The organism is Candidatus Poriferisodalis sp. (assembly GCF_965208925.1).
GTDB lineage: Bacteria > Actinomycetota > Acidimicrobiia > Acidimicrobiales > Poriferisodalaceae > Poriferisodalis.
This window is the reverse complement of sequence record NZ_OZ242364.1, coordinates 1552281-1576928: the sequence shown is the minus strand read 5'-3', so window position 1 is coordinate 1576928 and position 24648 is coordinate 1552281. Positions and strand designations below refer to the sequence as shown.

Annotated in this window: 17 protein-coding genes; 11 read left to right on the top strand and 6 right to left on the bottom strand. The window is 67.2% G+C overall.

All coding sequences use genetic code 11. The annotated features are described in order from the left end of the window. Positions 1-108: 108 nt before the first annotated feature. Both ACOGI5_RS07040 and ACOGI5_RS07035 read right to left on the bottom strand, forming a co-directional pair. Positions 109-3408: a helicase-related protein gene (locus tag ACOGI5_RS07040; protein WP_419863713.1), complete on the bottom strand. Its 3300-nt coding sequence runs from the start codon at positions 3406-3408 to the stop codon at positions 109-111. Between the two features lie 89 nt (positions 3409-3497). Beyond that, positions 3498-4787, bottom strand: a complete 1290-nt coding sequence (locus ACOGI5_RS07035) for a hypothetical protein (protein WP_419863712.1) — start codon at positions 4785-4787, stop codon at positions 3498-3500. A gap of 76 nt (positions 4788-4863) precedes the next feature. Here ACOGI5_RS07035 and ACOGI5_RS07030 point away from each other — a divergent pair, with 76 nt between their 5' ends. Continuing rightward, on the top strand, positions 4864-5691 hold the full coding sequence (locus tag ACOGI5_RS07030) for a gamma-glutamyl-gamma-aminobutyrate hydrolase family protein (protein ID WP_419863711.1): 828 nt from the start codon (positions 4864-4866) through the stop codon (positions 5689-5691). Here the strand turns inward: ACOGI5_RS07030 and ACOGI5_RS07025 are convergent, their stop codons facing one another. Further along, positions 5692-6726 (bottom strand): LLM class flavin-dependent oxidoreductase, encoded by a 1035-nt coding sequence (locus ACOGI5_RS07025; protein WP_419863710.1) that lies wholly within the window; start codon positions 6724-6726, stop codon positions 5692-5694. It abuts the gene before it with no gap. A 114-nt stretch (positions 6727-6840) separates the two neighbouring features. Between ACOGI5_RS07025 and ACOGI5_RS07020 the strand changes: the two genes are divergently transcribed. The 4 genes from ACOGI5_RS07020 (at position 6841) to ACOGI5_RS07005 (ending at position 12583) form a co-directional block, all read left to right on the top strand. Further along, positions 6841-8538 carry a flavin-containing monooxygenase gene (locus ACOGI5_RS07020; protein WP_419863709.1) on the top strand — a complete coding sequence of 566 codons (1698 nt, stop codon included), beginning with the start codon at positions 6841-6843 and terminating at the stop codon, positions 8536-8538. A gap of 68 nt (positions 8539-8606) precedes the next feature. Then, positions 8607-9779 (top strand): thiolase C-terminal domain-containing protein, encoded by a 1173-nt coding sequence (locus tag ACOGI5_RS07015; RefSeq protein WP_419863708.1) that lies wholly within the window; start codon positions 8607-8609, stop codon positions 9777-9779. A gap of 40 nt (positions 9780-9819) precedes the next feature. Continuing rightward, positions 9820-10239, top strand: coding sequence for a Zn-ribbon domain-containing OB-fold protein (locus ACOGI5_RS07010; RefSeq protein ID WP_419863707.1), 420 nt, complete (start codon positions 9820-9822; stop codon positions 10237-10239). Between the two features lie 73 nt (positions 10240-10312). Further along, positions 10313-12583, top strand: a complete 2271-nt coding sequence (locus ACOGI5_RS07005; RefSeq protein ID WP_419863706.1) for a xanthine dehydrogenase family protein molybdopterin-binding subunit — start codon at positions 10313-10315, stop codon at positions 12581-12583. 37 nt (positions 12584-12620) lie between these two features. On the opposite strand, the gene ACOGI5_RS07000 is transcribed toward ACOGI5_RS07005, so the two are convergent. Next, positions 12621-13778 carry an MFS transporter gene (locus ACOGI5_RS07000; RefSeq protein ID WP_419863705.1) on the bottom strand — a complete coding sequence of 386 codons (1158 nt, stop codon included), beginning with the start codon at positions 13776-13778 and terminating at the stop codon, positions 12621-12623. A gap of 124 nt (positions 13779-13902) precedes the next feature. On the opposite strand from ACOGI5_RS07000, the gene ACOGI5_RS06995 reads away from it, so the two are divergent. The 3 genes from ACOGI5_RS06995 to ACOGI5_RS06985 all read left to right on the top strand — a co-directional run bounded on the left by ACOGI5_RS06995 (position 13903) and on the right by ACOGI5_RS06985 (position 16953). Beyond that, on the top strand, positions 13903-16305 hold the full coding sequence (locus tag ACOGI5_RS06995) for a CoA transferase (protein WP_419863704.1): 2403 nt from the start codon (positions 13903-13905) through the stop codon (positions 16303-16305). 94 nt (positions 16306-16399) lie between these two features. Next, complete coding sequence (locus ACOGI5_RS06990) at positions 16400-16648, top strand: ribbon-helix-helix domain-containing protein (protein WP_419863703.1); 249 nt, start codon at positions 16400-16402, stop codon at positions 16646-16648. After that, on the top strand, positions 16645-16953 hold the full coding sequence (locus ACOGI5_RS06985; protein WP_419863702.1) for a type II toxin-antitoxin system PemK/MazF family toxin: 309 nt from the start codon (positions 16645-16647) through the stop codon (positions 16951-16953). Before ACOGI5_RS06990 ends, ACOGI5_RS06985 begins: the two co-directional genes overlap by 4 nt. A 21-nt stretch (positions 16954-16974) precedes the next feature. Here ACOGI5_RS06985 and ACOGI5_RS06980 read toward each other — a convergent pair whose 3' ends face one another. Together ACOGI5_RS06980 and ACOGI5_RS06975 are read right to left on the bottom strand one after the other, a co-directional pair. Next, positions 16975-18234 carry an LLM class flavin-dependent oxidoreductase gene (locus ACOGI5_RS06980; RefSeq protein WP_419863701.1) on the bottom strand — a complete coding sequence of 420 codons (1260 nt, stop codon included), beginning with the start codon at positions 18232-18234 and terminating at the stop codon, positions 16975-16977. Between the two features lie 17 nt (positions 18235-18251). Then, positions 18252-19403 carry a serine hydrolase domain-containing protein gene (locus ACOGI5_RS06975; RefSeq protein WP_419863700.1) on the bottom strand — a complete coding sequence of 384 codons (1152 nt, stop codon included), beginning with the start codon at positions 19401-19403 and terminating at the stop codon, positions 18252-18254. A 130-nt stretch (positions 19404-19533) separates the two neighbouring features. On the opposite strand from ACOGI5_RS06975, the gene ACOGI5_RS06970 reads away from it, so the two are divergent. The 3 genes from ACOGI5_RS06970 to ACOGI5_RS06960 all read left to right on the top strand — a co-directional run bounded on the left by ACOGI5_RS06970 (position 19534) and on the right by ACOGI5_RS06960 (position 24648). Continuing rightward, complete coding sequence (locus ACOGI5_RS06970; protein ID WP_419863699.1) at positions 19534-20307, top strand: ABC transporter ATP-binding protein; 774 nt, start codon at positions 19534-19536, stop codon at positions 20305-20307. A 13-nt stretch (positions 20308-20320) separates the two neighbouring features. Continuing rightward, on the top strand, positions 20321-21682 hold the full coding sequence (locus tag ACOGI5_RS06965; RefSeq protein WP_419863698.1) for an ABC transporter substrate-binding protein: 1362 nt from the start codon (positions 20321-20323) through the stop codon (positions 21680-21682). 125 nt (positions 21683-21807) lie between these two features. Then, positions 21808-24648 (top strand): ABC transporter permease subunit, encoded by a 2841-nt coding sequence (locus ACOGI5_RS06960; RefSeq protein ID WP_419863697.1) that lies wholly within the window; start codon positions 21808-21810, stop codon positions 24646-24648.

Sequence of the window (24648 nt, the reverse complement as noted above, 5' to 3'; positions counted from 1 at the left end):
CGACATCGAGTGGCCAGCCGAGCTCCTCCCCCAAGTACTCGAACAGATCGGACTGGGTGCGGATGCGCCGCAGCACCGAGCCGCTCAGTGTGGGCCGTGGTTGCGCCATCAGTTCAGCTCCATCCAGCAGTCGAGGCGTGGACGTGGCGCATCGGCCGGGACCTGAGCCACCCGCTCGTAACCGTTCGCAATGTGCGCGAGCACCCGATCTCGTACCTTGACCAGATCGGCCGGATCGAAATCGGTACGGCGGAGAGTCTTCGGCGTCGACCGAATGTGCTGCGCGATGTCACCGATGTCATCGTCTGCCTCGTGAATCACATCGGCGTCGGCGTTGTAGAGATACCAGCGGGTTGAGCCAGCTTCGAGGGTGAATGTGCCTGTCTCGGTGTCCAGCGCCGGAAGCGTGTAGCACAGGAACACACCACGCACGCCTTCGTCGACATCATCTTCGGCAAGAGCCGAGGTCCCCGGCAGCTTCGGGTCTCGCGAACGCCAAGCCGGGTAGTGGGCTTCGCTATCTCGACCGGAGAAAGCAGCGCCCGGCAGCGCCTCAAGTCGCTCGGCGAGGCCGGCGTGATCGCGGAGCAGGTCTTGGTACTCCAAGTGCATCTGCTCAATCGACGTCACCTCGCCCTCGTAACCGGCGTTGAACTCCTTGAGTGCCTCGTAGTCGTCTTCAGGTTTCAACAACTTTCGGCCCTCGATCCCGAACGTGCGCGAGATCAGCAGTGTCTTACCGCTGACGCGCCCATACAGCCGAAGAATCCGGTCAAGGTCATCGGGCGGCAGGAAGTTCCAGAACTTCACCTCCCCGCGCTCGGACGCTGCGGCGGGGTTGTCAGCCTTGATCTGATCTTCGATGGTTGGGTTCATGCGGCGGTCGACTCGTCCGATGCGTTGCATGAGCCGCACCGGGTTCCAATGGATGTCGTAATTGATCAGCAGGGTCGCGTCCTGCAGGTTCAGGCCCTCCGACAAGACATCGGTCGATACAAGGACGGTTATCTCCTCGCCTGATTCCAAGTCGGTCGGAGAGATGCCGTTGTAGTAGGGCGCGAATCGGCGTATTGCCGAAGCACGCCGGGCTGACGAGCCACCATCGAGCTGCGCGAGCCCTGCGATACCGGCCTCGCGCAGGTGCTTCGCCAGATACCGGGCCGTGTGGGCAAACTCGGTGAACACGAGCACCTTGCGACCTCGCACCTCATCGCTCTTCAGCAATTCGATGAGTCGGCGCAGCTTGTCGTCGTCGCTCGGCTTGAACTCCTTCGTCTTGGCCAAGAATCCGGCGATGCGATTCAGGTCGTGCCGAACCTCAACCAGGATTGCCGAGACGTCGTAATCGTCGCGGTTCAGTTTCTCAGCCGCCTCCTCCCACTCGGGAGGAACGATGTCATCAGTGTCACCATCGCCGTCGAACTCGTCGTCGTCGACATCTAGTCCAAGCTGCTGCTCGGGACGGAAGCCGATGATCTCGGCGTTGTCGTAAGTCCATTGATCGAGCTCGGCGCGCTCACGCGTCGTCTCGACGTTCGCACGAGCGAAGGCCAAGAGCTTCCGCATGAGCATGTCGAGCGAGAGATGGAATGCGAAGACGCTGCTCTCGAAGCGCTTGAGGAACATCGACCTGATGAGGCCGACGACCTGCTTCTGACGGTTCTCGTCGAGAGGATTGATGTCAGCACTGTCGCCGATGTAGTAGTGCAACGGGTAATAGATCGGCAGCGTGAACAGCGGATTCTCGCGCTTGAAGGCTTCCTCGAACATATCGAGCACTTCGCCGTACGACTTGCGGATCGAGTAGTCGGCGACCTGGGGTTCCTGCCGACGAGGGAACATCGCTGTGTCAGCGCCCTGTGCGATCTGGCTTCGCTTGGCGTACGCGCGGCTGCGCTGCACGACCAGCTCACGCGAGATCGCACCTGTTCCGATATGGCCGATGCTCTCGTCAGCGAGCTCGAACAGCATCGGCTGCCCGCCATCAGCGCCGCCGGAAGTTCCTTCGAGAGCGCGTTCAACGTTTCGGAAGTGCGTCGTCAGGTTGTTGATCCCCAGCGTCTGTGCAAAGTACCTGTCGTCCCCGGCGGTGAACAGCTCGATCATGTGGCGAAGGTCAGTGACGCGGTTGTTGATCGGCGTCGCTGTGAGCATGAACAGCTGCTTGTACCGGTGAGAATCGCTGCGCTCCCCGGCACGAGAGCCATGCGCGCCGTGCACGAGATCGAATAGCCGCCAGTAGCGCGAGCGGGTGTCCTCGCCTCCTGGGCCTTCGTACACCCCCTGACGGCCGCGGTTCCGGAAGTGGTGAGCCTCATCAATCACGACGGCATCGGCCAGCCCAGCGATCCGCTCAAACCGTTCGGGGTAGTCGCCACCACGGCTGAGGTCGGTGTGAGCAAAAACCGCGAGGTTGGAAAAGTCGGTACCCCCGCCAGCACCACCGATGTGACCAAGCCACTGGCGAAGATGCGGTATCCAGACGCCCTCGACGGCGGCCTTCGGAGCGAACAGCACAACCCGCTTGCTCTCGCGCAGCACGAGACGCTCAATGAGCATGAGACCGACGAAGGTCTTGCCCAATCCGACGCCATCGCAAAGGAAGGCCCCGCCGTGCTGGCGAGCGATCTTCATGAGCGACCAATAGGCCTCACGCTGATACTGGTCGAGCTGGTCGAACACCTTGGATTCGGTTCGATCCCACTCGCCTCCTGGAAGCTCGTGGCCCCGGAAGTACTCGTGCAGCGCCTTGGCGTACACGATGAACGGTGTCAGCTCGGCAGTGTGGCGAGTGATGGTCTGCAACACCTCGTCGGTGACTGGCTCTGCGCGGTCCCAGTGCTCATCGAACCAGCCCTGCAGCTGCGCAACCTCGGCGCCGACCTGCACTTGGATGTTGAGCTCCGTGTTCTGCGTCAGGCCCGGACGAGTGAAGTTGCTTGAACCCACCAGCGCCCTGGCTCCCACCACCTCAAGCTTGGAGTGTGTGATGTAGGCCTTCGCATGGAACTTCGACTTGCGGAACACGCGGCACTCGATCTGGCCGCTCTTCAGAGCATCGACAATGGCCGCGACGCCGTTCAAGAACGGGTTCCGGCCCTTCTCGCCTTCCAAACTCCCGTCCAAACGCCCAACGCGCTCGGTGAGTGCTGTCGAGAATGCCTGCTTGGTGCGCAGCGAGACCTCGTCGCCCATGAGAATGCGGATCTTGTCGAGCTGCTGCCAACGCCCGTCCAACTCCAGCAGCGAGCCGATTTCGAAGAACCCGGTCGCTATGTCGAAGCGGTGCGAAATCTCACACCACTGCCGCAGGTACTCCAGCCCGGTCCAGCCGGACACCGAATTGTCCACGATGAACAGCTCGCTGCCGTCGGTACCGCCACCGCGACTCGGAGCCCGCTCACTCATCGGCGCGACCATACCGGTGCCTTGTGACACGACCGATGCGAACGCGCCGGACCGGACTCGGTAGCGGCGGGGTTGAGCGGTTATCGGCGCTAGCCACCGGCTGGTGGGACGGCGAGGCGATAGATCCAATGGCTGCCGCGCGGGTCGATTGCGTGAAACAGCAGGTGTTCGCCGTATTCGCTCCAGCGCAGAGTCGGCGTGCTGCCTGCAGCGGTCTGCGCACCCCCGTCCACGGCGACCGTGTACTCCTCGGTGCTGCCCGGATCGCGCAGCACACGGACGGCAACGGTTGCGCGGTCCGCTGACCACTCGCTTATCGCTGCGATTGCCGATCCGTCGCCTGACCACGAACCGCGGCTGTCGACAACGCCATCCAACAGCACTGAGCCGGACAGGTCGTCGAGCCGCACCATGCCCAGTTCACCGCCGATCCGGTAGGCGATGGCCTGGCCGTCGGGAGACCACGATGGCGCCGACAAGCTTTCGGCACTGGCCGAGATCACCTGCTCGGTGCCGTCCGACAGGTCCACCACGACGATGCGGTGCTCGAAGCGGGTGCTGCCGTCGGCCTCGCTCACGCGCAGTCGGCGGGCGAACGCAATGCGGCCCTCGTCGGGAGACCACGCGGGGTCGTGATCCAACACGTTTCCGTGCGTGACCTGAGCGAGGCCCAAGCCATTCGGCAGGATCATGAAGATGTGGCTGGCCCGCTCTCCCTCCACGATCGCGCCCTGCGAGAACGCAATCCACTGGCTGTCAGGCGACCACACCGGCGCATTCAGGCCGTACTGGGCCGTGAGGAAGGGCATATCGCTCGTTCCGTCACCGTTGGCAACCCACAGAGTGCTGCCGACCCGGAACACCATGCGCCGGCAGTCGGGCGACCACGACAGGTGATCGACGCCTTCGGGCTTGGTGCTGGCGAAGCGCAGGGGGAGCTGCACCCGCTGAGCGGGAAGCACTCCCCTGCAGACCTCGGCGGGGGGGCCGGGTTCGTCGAGCCGGACCCTGCTGGGGATGTACGGCTCCACGCCCGACACTGGATGCTCCGGTTCGCCGAAGGCCTCCGACAGCTCTGTGCCGGACTCGTCGCCGGCCTCGGTTGGCTCGTCGCCCGATGCAGACGGCTCCGAATCCGCCGGCGCCTCGGCAGCGGCAGCGGTCGTCAGCGGCGCGGCATCCTCCTCGGGCGCAACCGCATCTGCACTCGTCTCGGGGACCTCTGCTGCCGACTCGGCGTCGTCGGCGGCCTCATTTGTTCCCAACAGCGAACTGACCGCGGCAGCAGCAATGAGCAGTACGCCAGCGACGGCCGCGACCAGCCACCATCGCGTTCGAGGCTCATCGGATCCGCGGCGGCCCGAGCGCTGTACCACCATGCGCGCGACCGTACTTGCAACCGCTCACGCGCAGCCCGTCAGAGGACGGACGAATCCGCGCATCTAGGGTGGCCCGGTGCCCAAGCCGCTGATCGGACTGTCGGGACGGCGTCGCGCCGGCGCACGCATCCGGGGCTTCCCGCCGGTGTTCGTCGACGTCGAGGTGGATCTGTACATCGCTCACTACGCCCAAGCGGTCCACGCCGCGGGGGCCGTCGCGGTGCATGTGCCGCTCGACGCCGACCCGGCCGAGGTGGTGCCTCGCCTCGACGGCGTGCTGCTCACCGGCGGCGAAGACGTGGCCGCCTGCCTGTACGCCGATCGCCTGCACGAGCAGGTGTACGACGGCATCGACCCGTTCGCCGAGCGCGCCGCCGGATTCGACAACGACAGCAGCAGCGTCGTCGACATGGTTCCGATGCTCGCTCGCAGCGGCGCCGAACAGAGCAATCCATCCGTCGCCGACGACAGCGTTCCGCTGCGCGATGCGTTCGAGATTGCGCTGCTCGACGCCGCTGTCAACAGCGGCTTGCCGGTGCTGGGCATCTGCCGCGGGCCGCAGCTCATCAACATCGCCGCCGGAGGCACCCTGCACCAGCACCTGCCCGAGCACGCAGCCACCGACGGGCCGCCCGACGCCACGCCCCACACCGTCATCACCGTCGAAGGCAGCCAGCTGCGCGAGATGTACGGCCCAGAGGTGGCGGTGAACTCACTGCATCACCAAGCAGTGGATGAACTCGGCGACGGCTACATCGCTACAGCCCACTCCCCCGACGGGATCATCGAGGGCATCGAGCATGCGGAGCTGCCGATCCTGGCCGTGCAATGGCATCCCGAACTCATGGCCGAGGCACTCGTCGATCCCTGCTTCCGCTGGCTCGTCGACAACGCCAGCCGCTGATCAGCTGCCGGGAGCAGCGCCCTCGACGGCAGCGCGCACTCGCGGGATGACACTTCGAGCCAGACGCTCCAGCGAATCGTTCATGATTGAGGGCTGCAGGCCGGGCGGGCCGCCCCACGTGCACACATCGGTGACGCCGTACTGCCCGATGAACGCAGTCAGCTCGGCCGCGCAGTGGTCCTCGTCGCCGACGATCCAGCCTTGGGGAATCGCGCCCTTCGACGGGTCGAACGCCGTGAACTCGTCGGGTGTCTCGTCGAAGAGCCGGGCGTACACGCCCGCCCGGTAGCGCTCCGCGGCCCGGATCTGCTGCCAGGCGCCCTCGCGGTCGTCGGTCACGAACACCGAGCGGATGATGCCCACCCGGTAGTCGCCGGGATCACGCCCGGTCGCCCGCAGCTCGTCCCGCCAGGGCTCGAGCACGATGCCGGGTGCACCCTGGGGCAGCAGGTGTGTGTCGAACCGGGCGGCCCGCAGGGCGGCATTGCGGCTCATGCCTGCGATCCACAGCGGCGGCCCGCCCGGCTGCACCGGCGCAGGGGTCACCAGCAGATCGTCGAAGCGCCAACGCTTGCCTTCGAAGCTGAACGGTTCGCCCTGCCAGGCCAGCTGCAAAATCTGCACCAGCTCCTCGGTGAGCGACACCCGGCGCGACTGGGGAATGCCGAACCCCCGGAACTCGTGTGCCGCGTAGCCCATGCCGATGCCGAGCTCGATGCGCCCGCCAGAGATGTTGTCGAGCACGGCAAGGTCTTCGGCAAGACGGATCGGGTGGACGAACGGCGCCAGCAGGATGTCGGTGGAGATGCGAATCCGGGACGTACGCGCCGCCACCGCACCCGCCATGGGCACGAAGTTGGGCAGGTGGCCGTCGTCGAGGAAGTGGTGCTCGGTGAACCACGCCAGCTCGAAGCCCAGTTCGTCGGCCATCTCGAGCTGGTCGAGCGCCTGCGCATACATCTCGACCAGCGGCACGTCGCTGCCGGGCGGGCTGCGCAAGTCGTGAACGACGCCGAATCGCAGGGGTTGAGCCATTGCCGGAGACTAGGGCCAGGCGGGCCACGCCGACCGGTCGGCGCCATGCCGGCACGAAATTTCCTAATGCCCGTTCGACTATTGTGGGAGGCAGATCACTTGGGGGGACCAGACATGGCAGCTGCAGCGACCGACGGCACCTCGAACGGCAGCGCCGGGGGCACGAACGACTACGAGGTCATCATCATCGGCGCCGGCGTGGCCGGCATCTACCAGATGTACCGGCTGGCCGAGCGCGGCGTGCACGCAACGGTGCTCGAGATGGGCAGCGACCTCGGCGGCACCTGGTTCTGGAACCGCTACCCCGGCTGCCGCTTCGACTCGGAGAGCTACAGCTACGGCTACTCGTTCTCCGAGGAGCTGCTCGACGAGTGGCACTGGAAGGAGCACTTCTCGGGCCAGCCCGAGAATCTGCGCTACCTGAACTATGTGGCCGAGAAGTTCGACCTGCGCCAGTACATGCAGTTCAACTGCACCGTCGAGTCGGCCCACTTCGACGACGAGGCGGGCAAGTGGCGGCTGCACCTGACTGACGGCCGCGATCTGAGCTGCCGCTTCCTGCTGACCGCGCTGGGTCTGCTGTCCGCACCCACCTACCCCCGCATTGAGGGCGTCGAGGCCGACGGCACCGATGTGTTCGAGGGTCCCTCGTTCCACACCTACCACTGGCCCGCCGAGCCGGTCGAGATCAAGGGCAAGCGCGTTGCCGTGATCGGCACCGGCGCCACCGGCGTGCAGGCCATCGCCGCCATCGGCGAGCAGGCCGAGCACCTGACGGTGTTCCAGCGGCGGCCCAACTGGTGCGCGCCGCTGCACAACAGCGAGATCTCTCCCGAGGAGATGGACGGCATCCGCGCTCGCTACGACGAGATCTTCGCCCAATGCGCTCGCACCCCGGGCGGCTTCGTGCATGAGCCGATCCGCAGCGGATTCAACAACGTCTCCGCCGAAGAGCGCCGTGCACAGTGGGAGAAGCTGTACGGCCAGCCCGGCTTCGGAATCTGGATGGCCAACTACCGCGAGATCTTCTTCGACGAGGAGGCCAACGCCGAGCTCTCGGCGTTCATCGCCGACAAGATCCGCGAGCGGGTCGACGACCCCGTCGTGGCCGAGAAGCTCATCCCGAAAGACCACGGCTTCGGCGTGCAGCGGGTGCCGCTCGAGACGAGCTACTACGAGACGTACAACCGGCCGAACGTGTCGCTCGTCGATCTGCAGGAGACGCCGATCGAACGGATCACGCCCACCGGCATCCAGACCACCGATCAGCACTACGAGTTTGACCTGATCGTGTACGCGACCGGTTTCGACGCCATGACCGGTGCCTTCGACCGCATCGACTTCCGAGGCACCGGCGGCCAGAAGCTGGCCGACAAGTGGTCCGACGGCCCGGTCACGTTCCTCGGCATGATGGTCAACGGCTTCCCCAACCTGCTGACGATTGCCGGCCCGCAGAGCGGCTCAGCCTCCACCAACTACCCCCGCGGCATCGAGATCGGCGTCGAGTGGGTCACCGGTCTCATGGACTTCGTCTGGAAGAACGGCTACACCCGCTTCGAGGCAGACGCCGAGGCCGAGCGGGAATGGACCGACCACGTCATCGACATGTACAGCATGATGCTGATGCGCAAGGCGCAGGGCTGGTTCACCGGGTACAACTCCAACATCGACGGGCACGAAGCGGGCACGATCCGCTACTTCGTGTACAACGGCGGCGCTCCCAAGTACAAGCGCCGCATCGACGAGGTCGCCGACGGCGACTACCAGGAAGTCGCCTTCAGCACCGAGCGCGAGCTGGCAGGCACCGCCTAGCGCCGCTGCCGATCAGCGTGCGCCGCTGAGCGCGCACAGGCGAGTTCCCCATTCCGGTGAGGTGAATCGTGGACATCTCAGGCGCCGCTGCCATCGTGGGAGTCGCCGAGACCGACTACATGCGCGGCACCTCGCTGAGCGTGCCCGAGCTGGTGCTGGAAGCGACCATGGCCGCCATCGCCGACGCCGGGCTGGACCCCAGCGAGATCGACGGCATCCTGCCGCCCCCGGGATTCATCTCGTCCGAGGAGATCGCCGCCAACCTCGGCGCAGACGACATCCGCTACGCCGTCACTGTTCACATGGGCGGCGCAAGCCCCGTGGCAGCGCTGCAGTCGGCGACCATGGCGATCGCCGCGGGCATCGCCACCAACGTCGTCGTCACCGTGGGCTGGAACGGCTACTCGGCAATGCGGCCCCGGCCCGATGCCCGGCCCACGAAACGCCGCATGGAAGCCGGCCCGTTCGTGGATGTGAGCCGCAACTTCTACGCGCCCTACGGCGTGCGCTCGGCGGTGCAGTGGTACTCGATGTACATCCAGCGCTATGTCGACCTGTACGGCGTGGAGCCCACCGACGCAGCCCAGGTCGCGCTGACCTGCCGCGAGCACGCGCACCTCAACGACAAGGCGCTGATGGGCGGTCGGCCGATGACCATGGACGACTACCTGGCCTCGCCGCTCATCACCGAGCCGATGCGGAAGTTCGACTGCTGCCTGGAGACCGACTGCGCGGCCGCGGTGGTGCTGACCTCGCCCGAACGAGCCAAGGACCTGCCCCATGCACCGGTGCTGTGGCTGGGCGGCGCCGAGGGGCACCCCTACCCCGCCGATGAGATCACCAACCGGCCCGACATGCTGAAGCTCGGCCTGGACTCGGCTGCGCCGCGGGCGTTCGCGATGGCGGGCGTCCAGCCGGCCGACATGGATTTCCTGCAGATCTACGACTGCTTCACCTACGTCGTGATGATGGAGCTCGAAGCCATCGGCATGTGCCCGAAGGGCGGCGCCAAGGAATTCGTGGCCGACGGGAACATCTCGCTCGCAGGCCGCTACCCGATGAACACCCACGGCGGCTTGCTGTCCCAAGGTCACGCCTGGGGTCTCAACCACGTGGTGGAAGCGACACGCCAGCTGCGTCACGATGCCGGCGACGCACAGGTGCGCGGCGCCGAGCTGGGCGTCGTGACCGGCTACGGAGACCTCGGCGACGGCAGCATCGCCGTGCTTGCCCGAGGCTGAGGACCGGCCGCGATGAACCCGATCCGATGAACCCAATCCAATGAACACAGCCAAGCCGGCCCGCAAATACGTGCCCAAGCCGGAGGGCCTGAATCTCGAATTCCACCTGGCCTGCCTGGAAGCAGGGACGCTGTGCATCCAGCGGTGCACCGACTGCGCGCTGTTCCGTCACCCCCCGCGCTGGTACTGCCCGTCGTGCCACAGCCGCAGCTACGACTTCGCGCCCGTTGCCGGCAGCGGCCGCATCTACTCGATGGCGGTGAACCACTTCACCATCGATCGCGGTTGGGCCGACGAGCTGCCGTACATCACCGCAGTGGTGGAGCTCGACGAGGGCCCTCGCATTGTCGGCTCACTGCGCGATGCGGGTCCAGGCGAGGCCGGCCTCGGGCGGCCCGTGCGCGTCTCGGTGGAGCCTCGAGGCACCGAGTTCGCCTACCTCTGGGTCGACCCGGCCTAGGGGCCCGATCGCCCTTTGACCGGTCAGCGCTGATTACCCTCCGGCCGTCGCCAACCGGAGGATCCCCCTGCCCATGAGCATGCTCGGCACCCGCGTGGAGCGGAAGGAAGACCCAGAACTCCTCACCATCGGCGGCACGTACGTCGATGACATCGAATGCGAAGGCGCACTGCACGCAGTGTTCGTCCGATCGACGATGGCCCACGCCGACATCACGGCCATCCAGCTCGACGAAGCACGGCAGATGCCTGGCGTGGTGGGCGCCTTCACCGCAGCCGATCTCGAGCTCAGCGCCGATCCGCCTCGCATGCCCATGCTCAATCAGCAGATGCTGCGCTCCCCGCTGGCGACAGATCGGGTGCGGTATGTGGGCGAGCCGTACGCCGTGGTGGTCGCCGAGTCGCAGTCCCAGGCGACCGACGCCGCCGAGCTGGTGTATGCCGACTACGAACCGCTTGACGCTCTGCTGGACACCGCCGAGGCCGCGCTCAATGACCGTCTGCTGTTCCCCGAAGCCGAGACCAACACGGTGTTCGCCATCCCGCCGAGCCAGCAGAACGGGCAGGATCCCTTCGCCGACTGCGAGGTCGTTGTCGAGCTGGCGTTTGACAACCCCCGGATGACTGCGGCCCCGCTCGAGCCTCGCACGGCCCTTGCCTCGTGGGACGCCGGCGCACAGCGGCTCACCTACTGGGCATGCACCCAGTTCCCGCATCAGACCCGCGACACCATCTCTGCCTTCTGCGGGCTGGAGCCCAGCCAGGTGCACGTCATCACGCCCGATGTGGGCGGTGGATTCGGGGCCAAGAACGCCCAGTACGTCGAGGATTTCGTGATTGCCCGCCTGACCTGCCGTCTCGGACGGCCGGTGCGCTGGGCCGAGACACGTTCGGAGGCCATGATCGGCTTCACGCACGCTCGGGCAATCTCGTATGCCGCACGCCTCGGGGGCACCCGAGACGGCGACGTGACGGCATACGAGGTGGATGCGCTGCAAGACGCCGGCGCCTACCCGATGGTCGGTTCGGTACTGCCGATGTTCGTCCGCATCATGGCGACCGGCGTCTACGACATCCCGAACGTGGCGGTCTCCACGAACTCGGTCACGACGAACACTGCCCCGGTGGGCGCGTACCGGGGCGCTGGGCGCCCGGAGGCGGCGCTGGCGATCGAGCGGATGATGGACCTGTTCGCGGCGGAGATCGAGATGGACCCGGGCGAGCTGCGCCGCCGCAACTTCATCCCTCCTGAGGCGTTCCCGTTCACGACACCGACCGGCGCGGACATGGACTCGGGCGAGTACGCCAAGGCCCTCGACGCCGTGATGGAGGCCGCGGACTATGCCGGCCTGCGGGCCGAGCAGGAGCGGCGCCGCTCAGCGGGCTCGCCGAGGCTGCTCGGACTGGGCTGGAGCGCGTACGTGGAGATCTCGAACCCGATGGGCGCGCCGGAGTTCGGCAGCCTGGAAGTCCGCGACGACGGATCGGCGCTGGTGCTCACCGGCTCGTCCAATCACGGCCAGGGCCACCACACGGCATACGCCCAGATCGCGAGCGACCTCACCGGCATTGCGTTCGAGAAGATCGAGGTACGCCACGGCGACACCGACGAGGTCAAGCGTGGCGGCGGCACCGGCGGCTCCCGCTCGCTGCAGACGGGCGGGGTGGCAGTCTTCGAAGCAGCGCAGGCTGTGGTCGAGCAGGCCAGGGAGGCGGCCGCGACGATGCTCGAGGCCGATCCCGCCGACATCGTGCTGGACGTCGACGCGGGCACGTTCGCCGTGGTCGGCACCCCCGCCCGGTCACTCGACTGGGCTCAGATCGCTGCTCATGTCATCCGCTCCGAAGGCGGCGAGCTGCACGCTGAGAGCGATTTCCAGCCGCCGGCCGCCACGTTCCCCTTCGGCGTGCAGCTCTCGGTCGTAGAGGTCGACAGCGACACCGGCCAGGTCACGCCGCTGCGCCATGTGACCTGCGACGACGCCGGCGTGATCGTGAACCCGATGATCGTGGAAGGCCAGGTGCACGGCGGGGTTGCGTCGGGGATCGCCCATGCGCTCGGCGAGGTGTTCGTCTATGACGAGGACGGCAACCCGCTGACCGGCAACTTCATGGACTACGCCATCGCATCAGCCGCGGAGCTGCCGAGCTTCGAGCGGATCCCGCTCGAGACCCCGACCGATCGCAACCCGCTCGGCGCGAAGGGGATCGGCGAGTCGGGCACCATCGGGGCCACACCGGCAGTGCACAACGCCGTGGTGGATGCGCTGTCGCATCTCGGTGTGCGCCACGTCGAGCTGCCCTGTACGCCCGAACGGGTCTGGCGGCACCTGCAAGAGCACTAGCGACATCCATGCCGCGTGGCGGCGCCTGGGGGCAGGTTCAGCGCGGCTCGGTGGTGTTGAGCCCGCTCGCCAGCACGGCGATCAGGGCTGCAACGCCGATTCCGGCCGAGGCGAGGTAGGTGGCAGTCGGGCTGACCGTGAAGAGGGGCAGCCAGACCACCGAGCCGATGGCGTGGCCGACGAAGCGGTGGGACAGGGTGAACGACAGCGCACCCCCCCGGTTGTCAGGCGCAGCCACCGAGGCCAGCGACTGAAAGCTGACCACGACGGTCTGCGTCGCGGCGCCTGCGACAAGCCAGATGGCCGCCAGCGTCCAGGCCGATCGGGCAACCGGCAGCATGGCGACCAGTCCCGAGCAGACGGCGATGGCCACGGTGGCGGCCTGGCGCCCGCCCCAGCGATCCAGCACGATCCCCCACAGCGGCGCTGCTGCCATGCCGGCCACCCCGCCTGCGAACAGCAGCAGGCCGGTCCTGGATCCCGTCAACCCGATGACGTCGCGACTGCTCAGGCCCACGAGCACCCGCGCCCCGATGGGTCCGAGGGCGCTCAGCAGCGCGGTGGCTGCCAGCAGCAGCACCGGGCGGCGCAGCAATGTACGCATGCGGGGACGTGCGCCGAGCGTCTGGGTCGTGCCGGCAGCGCTGGTTCCTGCGTCGGCGGGGTTCGGCATCAGCAGGGCAATGGCGGCACCGACGACGGCCGTCGCCAGGAACGCCAGCCGCCAGTTCACATCGGCGCTCAGGCCGCCCAGTATCGGAGCCGTCAGCTGGCCGAGCGCCTGACCGGCGGCATAGCGGCCCACGATCCGGCCCACGCCCGATGCGGCCACCGCCTCGGTCAGCGCTGCCAGCAGCAGCGGGGTGATGAACGCGTTCATCGAGCCTTGCGCGACACGAGCCACCAGGAACCACAGGTATGACGGGGCGATGGCACATGCCGCCGTCGCGACGGCGTACAGGGCGATCGCCGGACGGAGTATCCGGGATCGGCCCCAGCGGTCGGCAATCGTGCCCGACACCAGCAACAGGCCTGCGAACGGCAGCAGGTAGCACCACAGCGCCCACCCGATCTGAGCGGTCGTGACCGAGTAGGTCGTGCGCAGCTCGGGGATCATCGGCAGCATCACGAAGGTGCCGAGCGGCCCCATCGAACCGCCGAGATAGAGCAGCGCACGGCGCCACTCGCCGTTCACCGCCGTCTCCCCATAAGCCCCCGCACGCTACTTCGCAGCCGCTGGAGGGATTTAGGCGTTCGCACTGCTGCCCGGGGCGCAGCCGCTCGCGCCTACGATCGCCGCGCGACGAACGGGGGCAGTCATGGCCGAAGAAGCGCCTATGCCGTCCCGACGCCCAACGCCCACGGCTTCCGAAGCCGGATTGTCTCATGTGCGGGTGCTGGAGCTTGCCGGCGGTGTGGGAATCGCCTGGGCGGCGAAGCTCTATGCCGACCTGGGCGCCGACGTCATACGCGTCGAGAACGGCAACGACGCGGTCCGGTTGCGGCCCCACGATGTTCACCGATGGCTGAATTCCAACAAGCGGTCTGTCCGATCACTGAGCGATGAGCTGATCCGCGGTGCCGACATGGTGATCCACGATCGCCGCGACCTGCCGGATCTGACGCAGCAGAACAGCCAGCTTGTCGTGCTTGCCTTCACTTCGTTCGGACTCACCGGGCCATATGCGCACTATGACGCCGCCGAGATCAACGTCATCCACGCATCCAGCTGGGGGAATCTGTCACCGGGCGGTGCCACTGATCCCGACCTGCCGCCCCTGAAAGCGCCGGGCCATCACGCCAACATCAACGTGGCCAGCGTGGCCGCGATCGTGGCCCTTGCGGCCACCGAGCGAGCCGCCGTGAGCGGCCAGGGCGAGCACATCGACTTCGCCGCCGTCGCAGCAGCAGCCAAGATCACCGAAGTCGCTCCTGCCGCAGTCTCGTTCCTGGGCGTGGTGGCCTCCCGGCTCGGCACCCGCACGGTGGTGCCGTGGCGGATCTTCCAGTGCACCGATGGGCTGCTGCAGCTCATCTGTCCCGAGCAATCCCAGTGGGAGGCCTTCGTCGAGCTCATGGGCTCGCCCGAATGGGCGTCACTCGAGGTGTTCGCCACCGGGCCGGACCGGACCCAGAACGCCGATGTCCTCAACATGTATCTGGCGGAATGGTTCGCCGATCAGCAGGCCGACGAGATCTACCACGCGGCCCAGGCTGCCCGAGTTGCGGTGACACCGGTCAACACGATGGCCCAGCTCGAAGCCAACGAGCACTTCGCCGAGCGCGGGTTCTTCGCCACAACCCCCGACGGGCTGAAGCTGCCGGGGCCGGGGTTCCAGATGGATCAGCCGTGGTGGCGTCTGGCTGCCGAAGCACCCGACGCCGGCGCCCACGAGGGAGAAGGCTGGCGGCACCGCACGGTTCCGGTCCGCAATGCCGAAGCCGTCACGGGAACCAACAGCAGCTCCGCCGCAACCCGGGGGCGCCGCCCGCTTGAGGGAGTGCGGGTCTGTGACTTCACCTGGATCTGGGCCGGTCCGTTCTGCACCCAGATCTTGGCCCACCTCGGAGCCGACGTCATCAAGCTCGAGTCTCCCGACCATCTGTGCATGTTCCGGCGGCTGCCGCTGAACCCGCCCGACAGCCCGCCGCCGCCACATGACACCTCGGGCCTGTTCCAGCTCTACAACTCCGACAAGCGCAGTGTCGGCATCGACTTGTCGCACCCCGATGCCGCGGAGGTCGTTGCACGGCTCGTCGCCATCAGCGACGTAGCGGTCGACAACTTCGGCGTCGGCGTCATGGATCGGCTCGGGTTCGGTGCCGAGCAACTGCGCGCCATCAACCCGGACATCGTCATCGCCTCGCTGTCCGGCTATGGAAGCACTGGACCCTGTGCCGAATATGTGGCGTACGGGCCCGCGGGCGGGGCGTTCGCCGGCCTGTACGCCTCCAACGGCTACGAGGACGGTCCGGCGCTCGAGACCGGTGTGGCTGTCGGCGATCCATGCACGGGTATCACCGCTGCATGGGCGGTGGTGGCATCACTCGCAGCTCGCCGCCACAGCGGCATCGCGGCCACGATCGACGTCGCGATGACAGAAGCCGTCGCAGCGACGGTCGGCGAAGGCTGGATGCAGTACGTGACCGACGGCCGATCGCCCGCTCCCCTCGGCAACCACGATCCGATCTGGTCGCCGCACAACTGCTACCGGGCTCACGGCGACGACGAATGGGTCACCATCGCCTGCACCGACGAACCCATGTGGCAGTCGCTGTGCGCGGTCATCGATCCTGGCCTCGCCCGGCGGCCAGAGTTCGCGACAGCTGCAGATCGCAAGCGGAACGAAGCCGAGCTCGACGCCGCCATCTCGGCATGGACGCAGTCGCGAGATCGCCGGCAGATCACCGAAGAGCTGCAGGCAGCCGGCGTGACTGCCTTCGGGTCGGTGACGTCACACGAGCTGTGGACGGGCGACGCCCACTTCGAAGCGATCGGCATGCTCGAACGGCCCCACCACCCGCTCACCGGGGACCGGGTGGTGCCAGGCATCCCCTGGCGCTTGAGAGACGGCCCCAACGGATTGCGGCGCCCGGCGCCCCTGCTGGGCCAGCACACCGTCGAGGTCCTGACCGATGTGCTGAACTACGCGCCCGAAGAGGTGGGCGAGCTGATGGCCCGAGGAGTGGTTCAGGAGCCCGCCGCGGCTCAAACGCACTGAGGCAGAGCGTGAGCTGCGAGTCCACACCGCCTTCCCGCGGCCTCGGGGTCATTGCCGCGCTGCGATCTGTATTGCATTTCGTTAGACTCAATGCATGACGCAACTGGTGGCGCGGATCGATGACAGCCTGCTCGCCCAGCTTGACGAACTCGTCGCCAGCGGGGATGCGCGATCCCGTTCAGATGCGGTGCGGCGTGCCCTTGAAGAAATGCTCGACCGCAGGCGACGGCGCCAGATCGGCGAGGCCATCGTGGACGCGTACCGCCGGATTCCCGAGACGGACGACGAACTGGAATGGGCGGCCCACAGCACCCGGACGCTCATCGCTGAGGAGCCGTGGTGACACCTGCTCAATGCGACGTCTGGTGGGCCGAGAGCGAGAACGAGCGGCGGCCGGTGCTCGTCGTCACCCGCAACGAAGCAATCGATGTGCTCAACAAGCTCGTCGTCGCCCCGATCACACGCACCGTGCGGGGCATTCCAACTGAGTTGGCGCTCGACGCAGACGATGGACTCCCCCACCCCTGTGCAGCGTCGTTCGACAACCTCCGAGTGGTGCTCAAGTCACACCTCACTGAGCGCGTCAGCGCCTTGCCCCACCGTCGACCGGAAGTTTGCGCCGCGCTCGGCGCCATGGCGGACTGCTGATCGGCGAAGCGCGAACCGATCTCAGGCGCTCGCGGCAGCTTGGACGGTGGTGGTGACCTCGGGCGTCAGGTCGAGGCCGTGGAAGTTCTGCAGGCGCTCGATGGTCTCCGCGTAGCGCTCACGCTTGCGGGCTTCCCGATCGGGGGCACGCTCGGCGAACTCGGGCATCACCTCGTTGGCGAACAGCTCCATTGACTCGCAGATGTCCTCGTGGCGGTTGCGGCCCGCCTGGCTCACGAAGATCAGCTCGTCGACGCCGGCGTCCTCGTAGGCCCGCACGAACTCGCGGATCTGGTCCGGTGTGCCGATGCAGCCGCGCAGCGAGTCCAGACCGCCGGCCGAGACCAGGTTCTCGGCGCCTTCGGAACCGACGGCTGCCTGCACCGTGGCCGTCAGCTTGGCGAATCCCATCTCCTCCCGGTTCTCCTCGAACTGACTCCAGATGTCGGTCGCGCCGGGCGTGTGGGTGCCGAAGGCGTAGTAGTGCAGCAGCGAGTACGCGAAGAAATGGAAGCCGTCGAGGCCCCGGTCGATCGCCGTCTGCTCATCGGGGTGGCACATGAAGCCCGTCGTCACCGCGATGTTCGGGTTCGGCGCCAGTCCCGCCGGGTCGGTGCAGGCCTCGAAGGCGGCGTAGTAATCCGACACCCACTGACGGGCCTCGTCAGGGTCGATGAACGAGAAGCTCAGCGCACCGAGGCCCCGCTGGCCCGCCATCAGGATCGTGTCGCGCTGGCTGCACGCCACCCACATCGGCGGGTGCGGGCGCTGCAGTGGCTTGGGCACCACGTTGCGCGCCGGCATCGAGAAGAACTTGCCGGTGTGTCCCTCGTACGGCGACTGCGCCATCATCTTGGCGATCTCAGGCACCGCCTCTTCCCACATGGCGCGCTTGTCGGCCCGCTCGATCTCGAAGCCGCCGAGCTCCATGTCGCTCGACGTTTCGCCGGTGCCGAACTCGACCCGGCCGTTCGAGATGATGTCGAGCGTGCCGATGCGCTCGGCCACCCGGGCCGGATGGTTGTAGCCGGGCAGCACCGGAACGATGCCGTGGCCGATGCGGATGTTCTGGGTGGTCGCAGCGCAGGCCGACAGGAACACCTCCGGCGCCGAGGAGTGCGAGTACTCCTCCAGGAAGTGGTGCTCCACCTCCCACACCGTGCTGAAGCCCAGCTTGTCGGCGAGCTGCACCTGCTCGAGGGCCTCGTGGATGACGCGGGCCTCGGCGCCGTCGTCCCAAGGACGGGGCAGCTGGTGCTCGTAGAAGATGCTGAAGCGCATGTCGGTTCCTTTCGCGTTCAGTCCAAAGCTGCGATGCTGGCGAACGCAGCGTCCACGATGCGACCGCCCCGCGGATCGCCGGTGATGGCTGCATCCATCCTGTTCATCACGTAGGCCACCGACGCTCGCACGTCGAAGTCCACCACGGCAATGGATCCGCCCCAGCCGCCCCAGTACATGTGATTCGGATTCGGGCTGGTCACCCAGCCGTCGAGCTGGCGGGCGAATCCCAGGCCGTGCCGCAGGTGCAGCAGCAGCACCTCGTCGACATTGTCGATCTGCTCTTCGAGGCCCCTGCGCGCCCCGGCCTCGGACATGATCCGCACGCCGTCGACGGCGCCGCCGCACGCCAGCATCGAGTGGATGCGCGCAACCGCACGGGCATTGCCGATCCCGCCCGCAGCGGGAATCTCGGCCGCTCGCCACTCACGCGTGCGAGGCTCGGTGGCGTCCAGCGCGCAGCTCGACAAGGTGCGCACAGCGACCGAATCGGGGTCGATCGGCACGCCGCTCGCCTCGAGCACCTCCAACAGGGACGGTGGCGGCAACAGCTCGCCGACTCGGTGATCCTCCGAGGCGGGCAGGCTCATCCAGAAGTCCGCATCCAGCGGCTCGGCGATCTCCTCGCGGAACCAGTCGGCCATGCGCTTGCCGGTGATGCGGTAGAGGATCTCGCCTTCGAGGTTGCCTTGGGTGACAGCGTGATAGCCCGATTTGGTGCCCGGCTCCCACCACAGCTCTTGGGCAGCCAGCCGTTCGGCGATGGCATCAAGGTCGTACAGGTCCGCAGCCGTCACCGGCGGCACGAATCCGGGCAGCCCCGCCGTGTGCGACATGACGTGGCTCACCAGCACGCCCTCCTTGCCGTTCTGGGCGAACTCGGGCCAGTACTCGCACACGGGCGCATCGAAGTCCAGCTCGCCGCGGTCGGCCAGGGCGAGCATGCAGGTGGCCGCCATGGTCTTGGTAGTGGAGTACACGTTGACGATGGTGTCCCGTTCCCACGGGGTGCCGTGCGGGTCGGCGTCGCCGGCCCAGATGTCCACGACAGCCTCGCCCTCGAAGGTCACCGCCGCCGCCGCGCCTACTTCGAGGCCTTCGGCGAAGTTCCGCTCGAAGGCGTCGCGGACAGGCTCGAAGCCCTCCTTGCACGTCCCGTGAATGTCCATGGCCTGCCCTCTCTGCCGTACCGGGCCGCATTCGCTGCGGCTTGCTGGCACATGATGGCAGCGAAGTCTCGCCGAGACGCAACGCCGCCCAGCGGGCACGTGACGCGTAGCGTGTCGGTGAGGTCAGCAGATGAGCATCACGGAGACTTCAGCTTCGAGCGTCCCTGACGGCAGCGGCGTCACTGCGGCCGCGCTGGAGGTGCGGAACCTGGTGGCCGGCTGGGGGGGTGTACCCGCCGTGCGCGGACTGTCTTTGCACGTGCATCCGGGCGAGGTCGTGGCGCTGCTGGGGCCCAATGGCGCCGGCAAGACCACCACGCTGCTCACCATCGCAGGCGTGCTCAAGCCCATCGACGGCGAGATCGAGGTGCTCGGCTCGCCCCTCGGACATGCCAGTGCCCACCAGATCGCCCGCCGCGGCGTCGCCCTGCTGCCTGAGGACCGCGGCATCTTCTTCCAGCTCTCCGTCGCGGAGAACCTCCGCCTGCACCGCCACCGTCACAGCGAGGTCGCCGAGTCTGATGTGATCGGTTGGTTCCCGGCCCTGGAAGAGCTGCTGGACCGCCGGACCGGGCTGCTCTCGGGCGGTGAGCAGCAGATGCTGGCACTGGGATGCAAGCTCATCGCCGATCCGAGACTCCTGATGGTCGACGAGATGAGCCTGGGACTCGCGCCGATCATCGTGGAGCGGCTGCTGCCGGTGGTACGCCGCATCGCCGACGAGACAGGCACCGCGGTGCTGCTGGTGGAACAGCACGTGCACGCAGCGCTGGCCATCACCGATCGGGCATATGTGCTGAACCACGGCGAGCTGGCACTGTCAGGCACCGCCGAGGAACTGTCACAGCGGCCCGAAGTGCTCGAGGCCAGCTACCTCGGGGAGCGCACCCTCGACCAGGAGTAGCGTCGGGACCGCTATGCGCTCTCCACTGACACGATTCCTGGCCCTGTTGCTCACCCTCGGGCTTGTCACCGCCGCGTGCGGTGGTTCCGGCGACGGAAGCAGCGACGACGACGCCGGGGCCGAATCGGCGCCCGCCGCTGCCGACGAGACTGGCGACGGGGCGTCGGCGACCGATGACGGGGACGGTGCCGGCACGGCGGGTGAGGGCGACAGCGTCGGCGACACCTCAGCGGCCACGGCCACCATCGACCGCACCGGCGAAGTCATCAAGGTCGGTTACGTCAACAATGAGGGCGGCAACATCTCACTGCCGGAGCTGCGCATCGGCGGCGAGGTGGCCATCGGGGTCATCAACGACGCCGGCGGGATCAACGGCGCCATGATCGAGCCGGTCATCTGCCTCTCCGACGGCACGCCAGAGAGCGCCATCAACTGCGCTGTCAAGCTCATCGAGGAAGACGTCGTGATGGCCTACATGGGCGTCGAGCTGGCGTCAGAAGCGGCGCTCAGCCTGTGGCTGGACGCCGGCATCCCCTACGTCTCGTCCCACTCGTGGGGCCCCACCGAGCGCAACAGCCCCGGAGCATTCCTGCTGCATGTCGCCACCGGCGCCTTTGCCGTCGGCCCGGCCAAGACCTTCAAAGAGCTCGGCATCGATCACATCGCCGTGGTCATCCAGGACTTATCCACCGCCCTGGACTTCATGGACAACATCATCGCTCCGGTGCTCGAGCACCACGGCATCAAGATGACGCGCGTCGTGGTGGACATCGCCGCGCCCGACTGGACCGCCGCAATCGCTGCAGCTCAGTCCGCCGGTGTCGAGGGCATGATGGGTCAGCTCGACGAGTTCGGCTGCATCGGCATGGTCGGTTCGGCTGCCGCGAGCGGCTTCGACAAGCCGATCTTCGCCGGGTCGTGCACGCTCTACATCGACGTGCTCGGGCCTGCTGCTATCGGCACCTACACCCAGGGCGACCAATGGGTCCCGTGGGTCGCCGAGTTCGCGCCGCCCGAGATCCAGGACCGCCTCGACGAATACGCGGATCACATGACGGCGGCCGGGCACGAGAAGCTGATCGAGGGCTTCGGCATCGCGCCGTACGGGGCATGGCGCGAGATCGAGTTCATTCTCGAGACGATCGAGGGCCCGATCACTGCCACCTCGATCACCGATGCATTCACCAATGCGGGCGAGACGCCCGGCTGGTTCGGCCCCAACCTGCGATGCGGGCTGGCGCCGTGGCCGCCGGAGTCCTCGCACTGCATGTCGCACATCATGGTGTGGCAGGTCGTCGAGGCCGACGATGGAACGCTGCGCCGGATCGTGCTCGGCGACGGACTCTTCGACGCCTACGAGCTGAGCGGGCTGTAAGGAGGCGAAGCCGCGGCCCGAACGGCGCGTGAGCGGAGCAGACACGAGCGGAAATAGCGGCCATTATCTGAAGGGCCTCTGGATGATCTGCGAGCATCTGCGGATGAGTGATCGGCGGGTCTGAATTGGATCAGTACCTTCTCTTCGCGATCATCGGCTTGGGATCGGGCTGCATCTACGCGGCCCTGTCCATGGGCCTCGTCATCACCTACCGGGGCACGGGCATCGTCAACTTCGCCACTGGGGCCATGGCGATGTGGGGGGCCTACGTCTACGACGAGCTCAACCGCACCGGCGACCTCGTACTGCCCGTGGTCATCATCCGCAACCGCATCGGCCTCGGAGGATCCTCGGGCACGGTGCCCTTCGCGGTGGCGATCATCCTCGCCGTGCTGTCGTGCAGCCTCATCGGCCTGATGGTGCACTTCTTGGTCTTCCGGCCGCTGCGACGTGCCCCGATCCTGGCCCGCGTGGTGGCATCAGTGGGCGTGCTGCTGGTGGTGCAGGCCCTGATCGTGATGCACTTCACCAGCGGGGCCCGCGTGGTCGCGCCGATCCTGCCCAACGAACCGGTCAGCTTCGCCGGCATCAGCTTCTCGCGTGACCGCCTGTGGCTCACCGCTGTCGTGCTGGCAACGACGGTTGCGGTGTGGGCGTGGTTCCGCTTCACCCGCATAGGTCTCGCGACACGGGCATCCACCGAGAACGAACGGGCGGTCAGCCTGGCCCGTTACTCGCCGCAGGTGCTCGCCGGTTCCACCTGGGTGCTGTCGGCCACCGTCGTCGGCTTCCTCATGATCTTGGCATCGCCGATCGCCCCGCCGAACCCCAGGACATACATCCTCGCGATCGTGCCGGCGCTCGCCGCAGCGGTCATCGGCCGGCTGCTGTCCATCGCAGTCACCGTGGCGGCCGCCTTCGCCCTCGGCATCTTCCAGTCGATCGTGGTGTACCAGAGCACCAGCCCGTGGTGGCCCGACTGGGCCGTGTCGGGGATACCCGAGGCGCTGCCGTTCGGGGTGATCGTGATCGCCCTGTTCGGCCTGGGCCGCACGCTGCCCACCCGCGGTGCAGTCCAAGCCGACCCCCTGCCCGAGGTCACCAGGCCCCAGATGCGCCCGGGTGTGATCGCGGCGATGGTGGCGGCCGCCGGCGTGCTGATGGTGGTGGCCCAGGGCGGCTACCGCATCGGGATCATCACCAGCATGATCATGACCATCGTCATGCTGTCGCTGGTGGTGCTGACCGGCCTGGTCGGCCAGATCTCGCTGGCGCAGGCCGCCATCGCCGGCGCCTCAGGCTTCGCTCTCAGCAAGCTGGGCGACTCGCTCGGCATCCCGTTTCCCATCTCGCTGCTGCTGGCGGCCCTCATGGCCACCGGATTCGGGCTCGTGGTGGGCGTCTCCGCCCTGCGGATTCGCGGCGCGCAACTCGCCGTGGTCACGCTGTCGGGTGCCGTGGCGCTCGAGGAATTCGTCTTCCGCAACACGGCCATCACCGGGCTGTTCGGGAACCCCATCTCCGGCCCGACGCTGCTCGGGGTGGACCTGAGCATGCGAGAGGGACGGAACTTCGCACGGCTGCAGTTCGGGTTCCTGGTGCTGGCCGTGGTGACCGTGTGTGCCGTCGCCGTGGGGAACTTGGCGCGCAGCGCCACCGGGCGACGGTTCCTGGCCATCCGATCGAATGAGCGTGCCGGCGCGTCCATCGGCATCTCGGTCGCGAGGACCAAGATGCTCGCCTTCGGGATTGCGTCGTTCCTGGCCGGGGTGGGCGGCGCGTTCATCGGCTTCAGCCGCGGCCAGCTGTCCGCAGAGAGCTTCGCCGTGCTGATCGGCCTGAGCTTCCTGGCGTTGGCCTACCTCTGCGGCATCACCAGCGTCGCGGGGGCGATCATCGCCGGATTGTTCGCACCGCTCGGCGTGGTGTACATCACCGCCGACCGGGTCGCCCCGCTCGGCCGGTGGTACCAGTTCGCGGCCGGCGTCTCGCTCGTGCTCGCCGCCATCTTCTTCTCCGAAGGCGTCGCCGGCGCCTACCGCCAGAATCTCCGCAGGCTGAAGGCCTGGCGCGCCGCCAGGCGAACGGTCACCGCCATCCGGGAGGGCAGCGATCCCCTCGAGCGGCTCGGCGACGCCGCTGAGTACCCGAGCGGTCAGATCCCTGCTGGGTCGCGCTACCGGCGCAAGATCCGGCCGACGAGCTTCGCTCACGCTCCTGTCGTGCTCGACGTCGCTGATCTCACGGTGAGGTTCGGCGGGCTGAAAGCCGTGGACGGCGCATCGCTGCAGATTCGCGAGGGACAGATCGTCGGCCTGATCGGGCCGAACGGTGCCGGCAAGACGACATTCGTCGATGCGCTGACCGGTTTCGTGCCCTCGCGCGGGCAGGTCACATTCTGCGGGAAAGCGCTCACCAGCGAGCCGCCGCATGTGCGCGCCCAGCTCGGCCTGACGCGCACATGGCAGTCGCTCGAACTGTTCGACGACCTGACCGTGCGAGAGAACGTGCAGGTCGCTGCCGAGCATTCCTCGTTCGGCTCGGTGCTGGCCGACTTCGTGAAGCCGACGAGACCCGCCGAGGAATCGCGGGTGGATGCGGCTATGGAACTGGTCGGGCTGGCGCGTGACACCGCGGCGAAGCCCGCAAATCTGCCGCTGGGCAGCCAGAAGCTCGTGGGCGTTGCGCGTGCGATCGCGCCGGCGCCGCGGGTGATGCTCGCCGACGAGCCCGCTGCGGGGCTGACCACTCCGGAGAGCATCGCGCTGGGCGTACGACTGCTGGATGTGGCTTCAGAGGGCGTGTCGATCCTGCTGATCGACCACGACATGGGCCTCGTGCTCGAGGTGTGCGACTACATCTACGTGCTCGAATTCGGCCAGATCATCGCCCAAGGCACGTCAACGGAGATCCGGACCAACGAGGCGGTTATTGACGCCTACCTCGGCTCAGGCGCCCACGCCTGA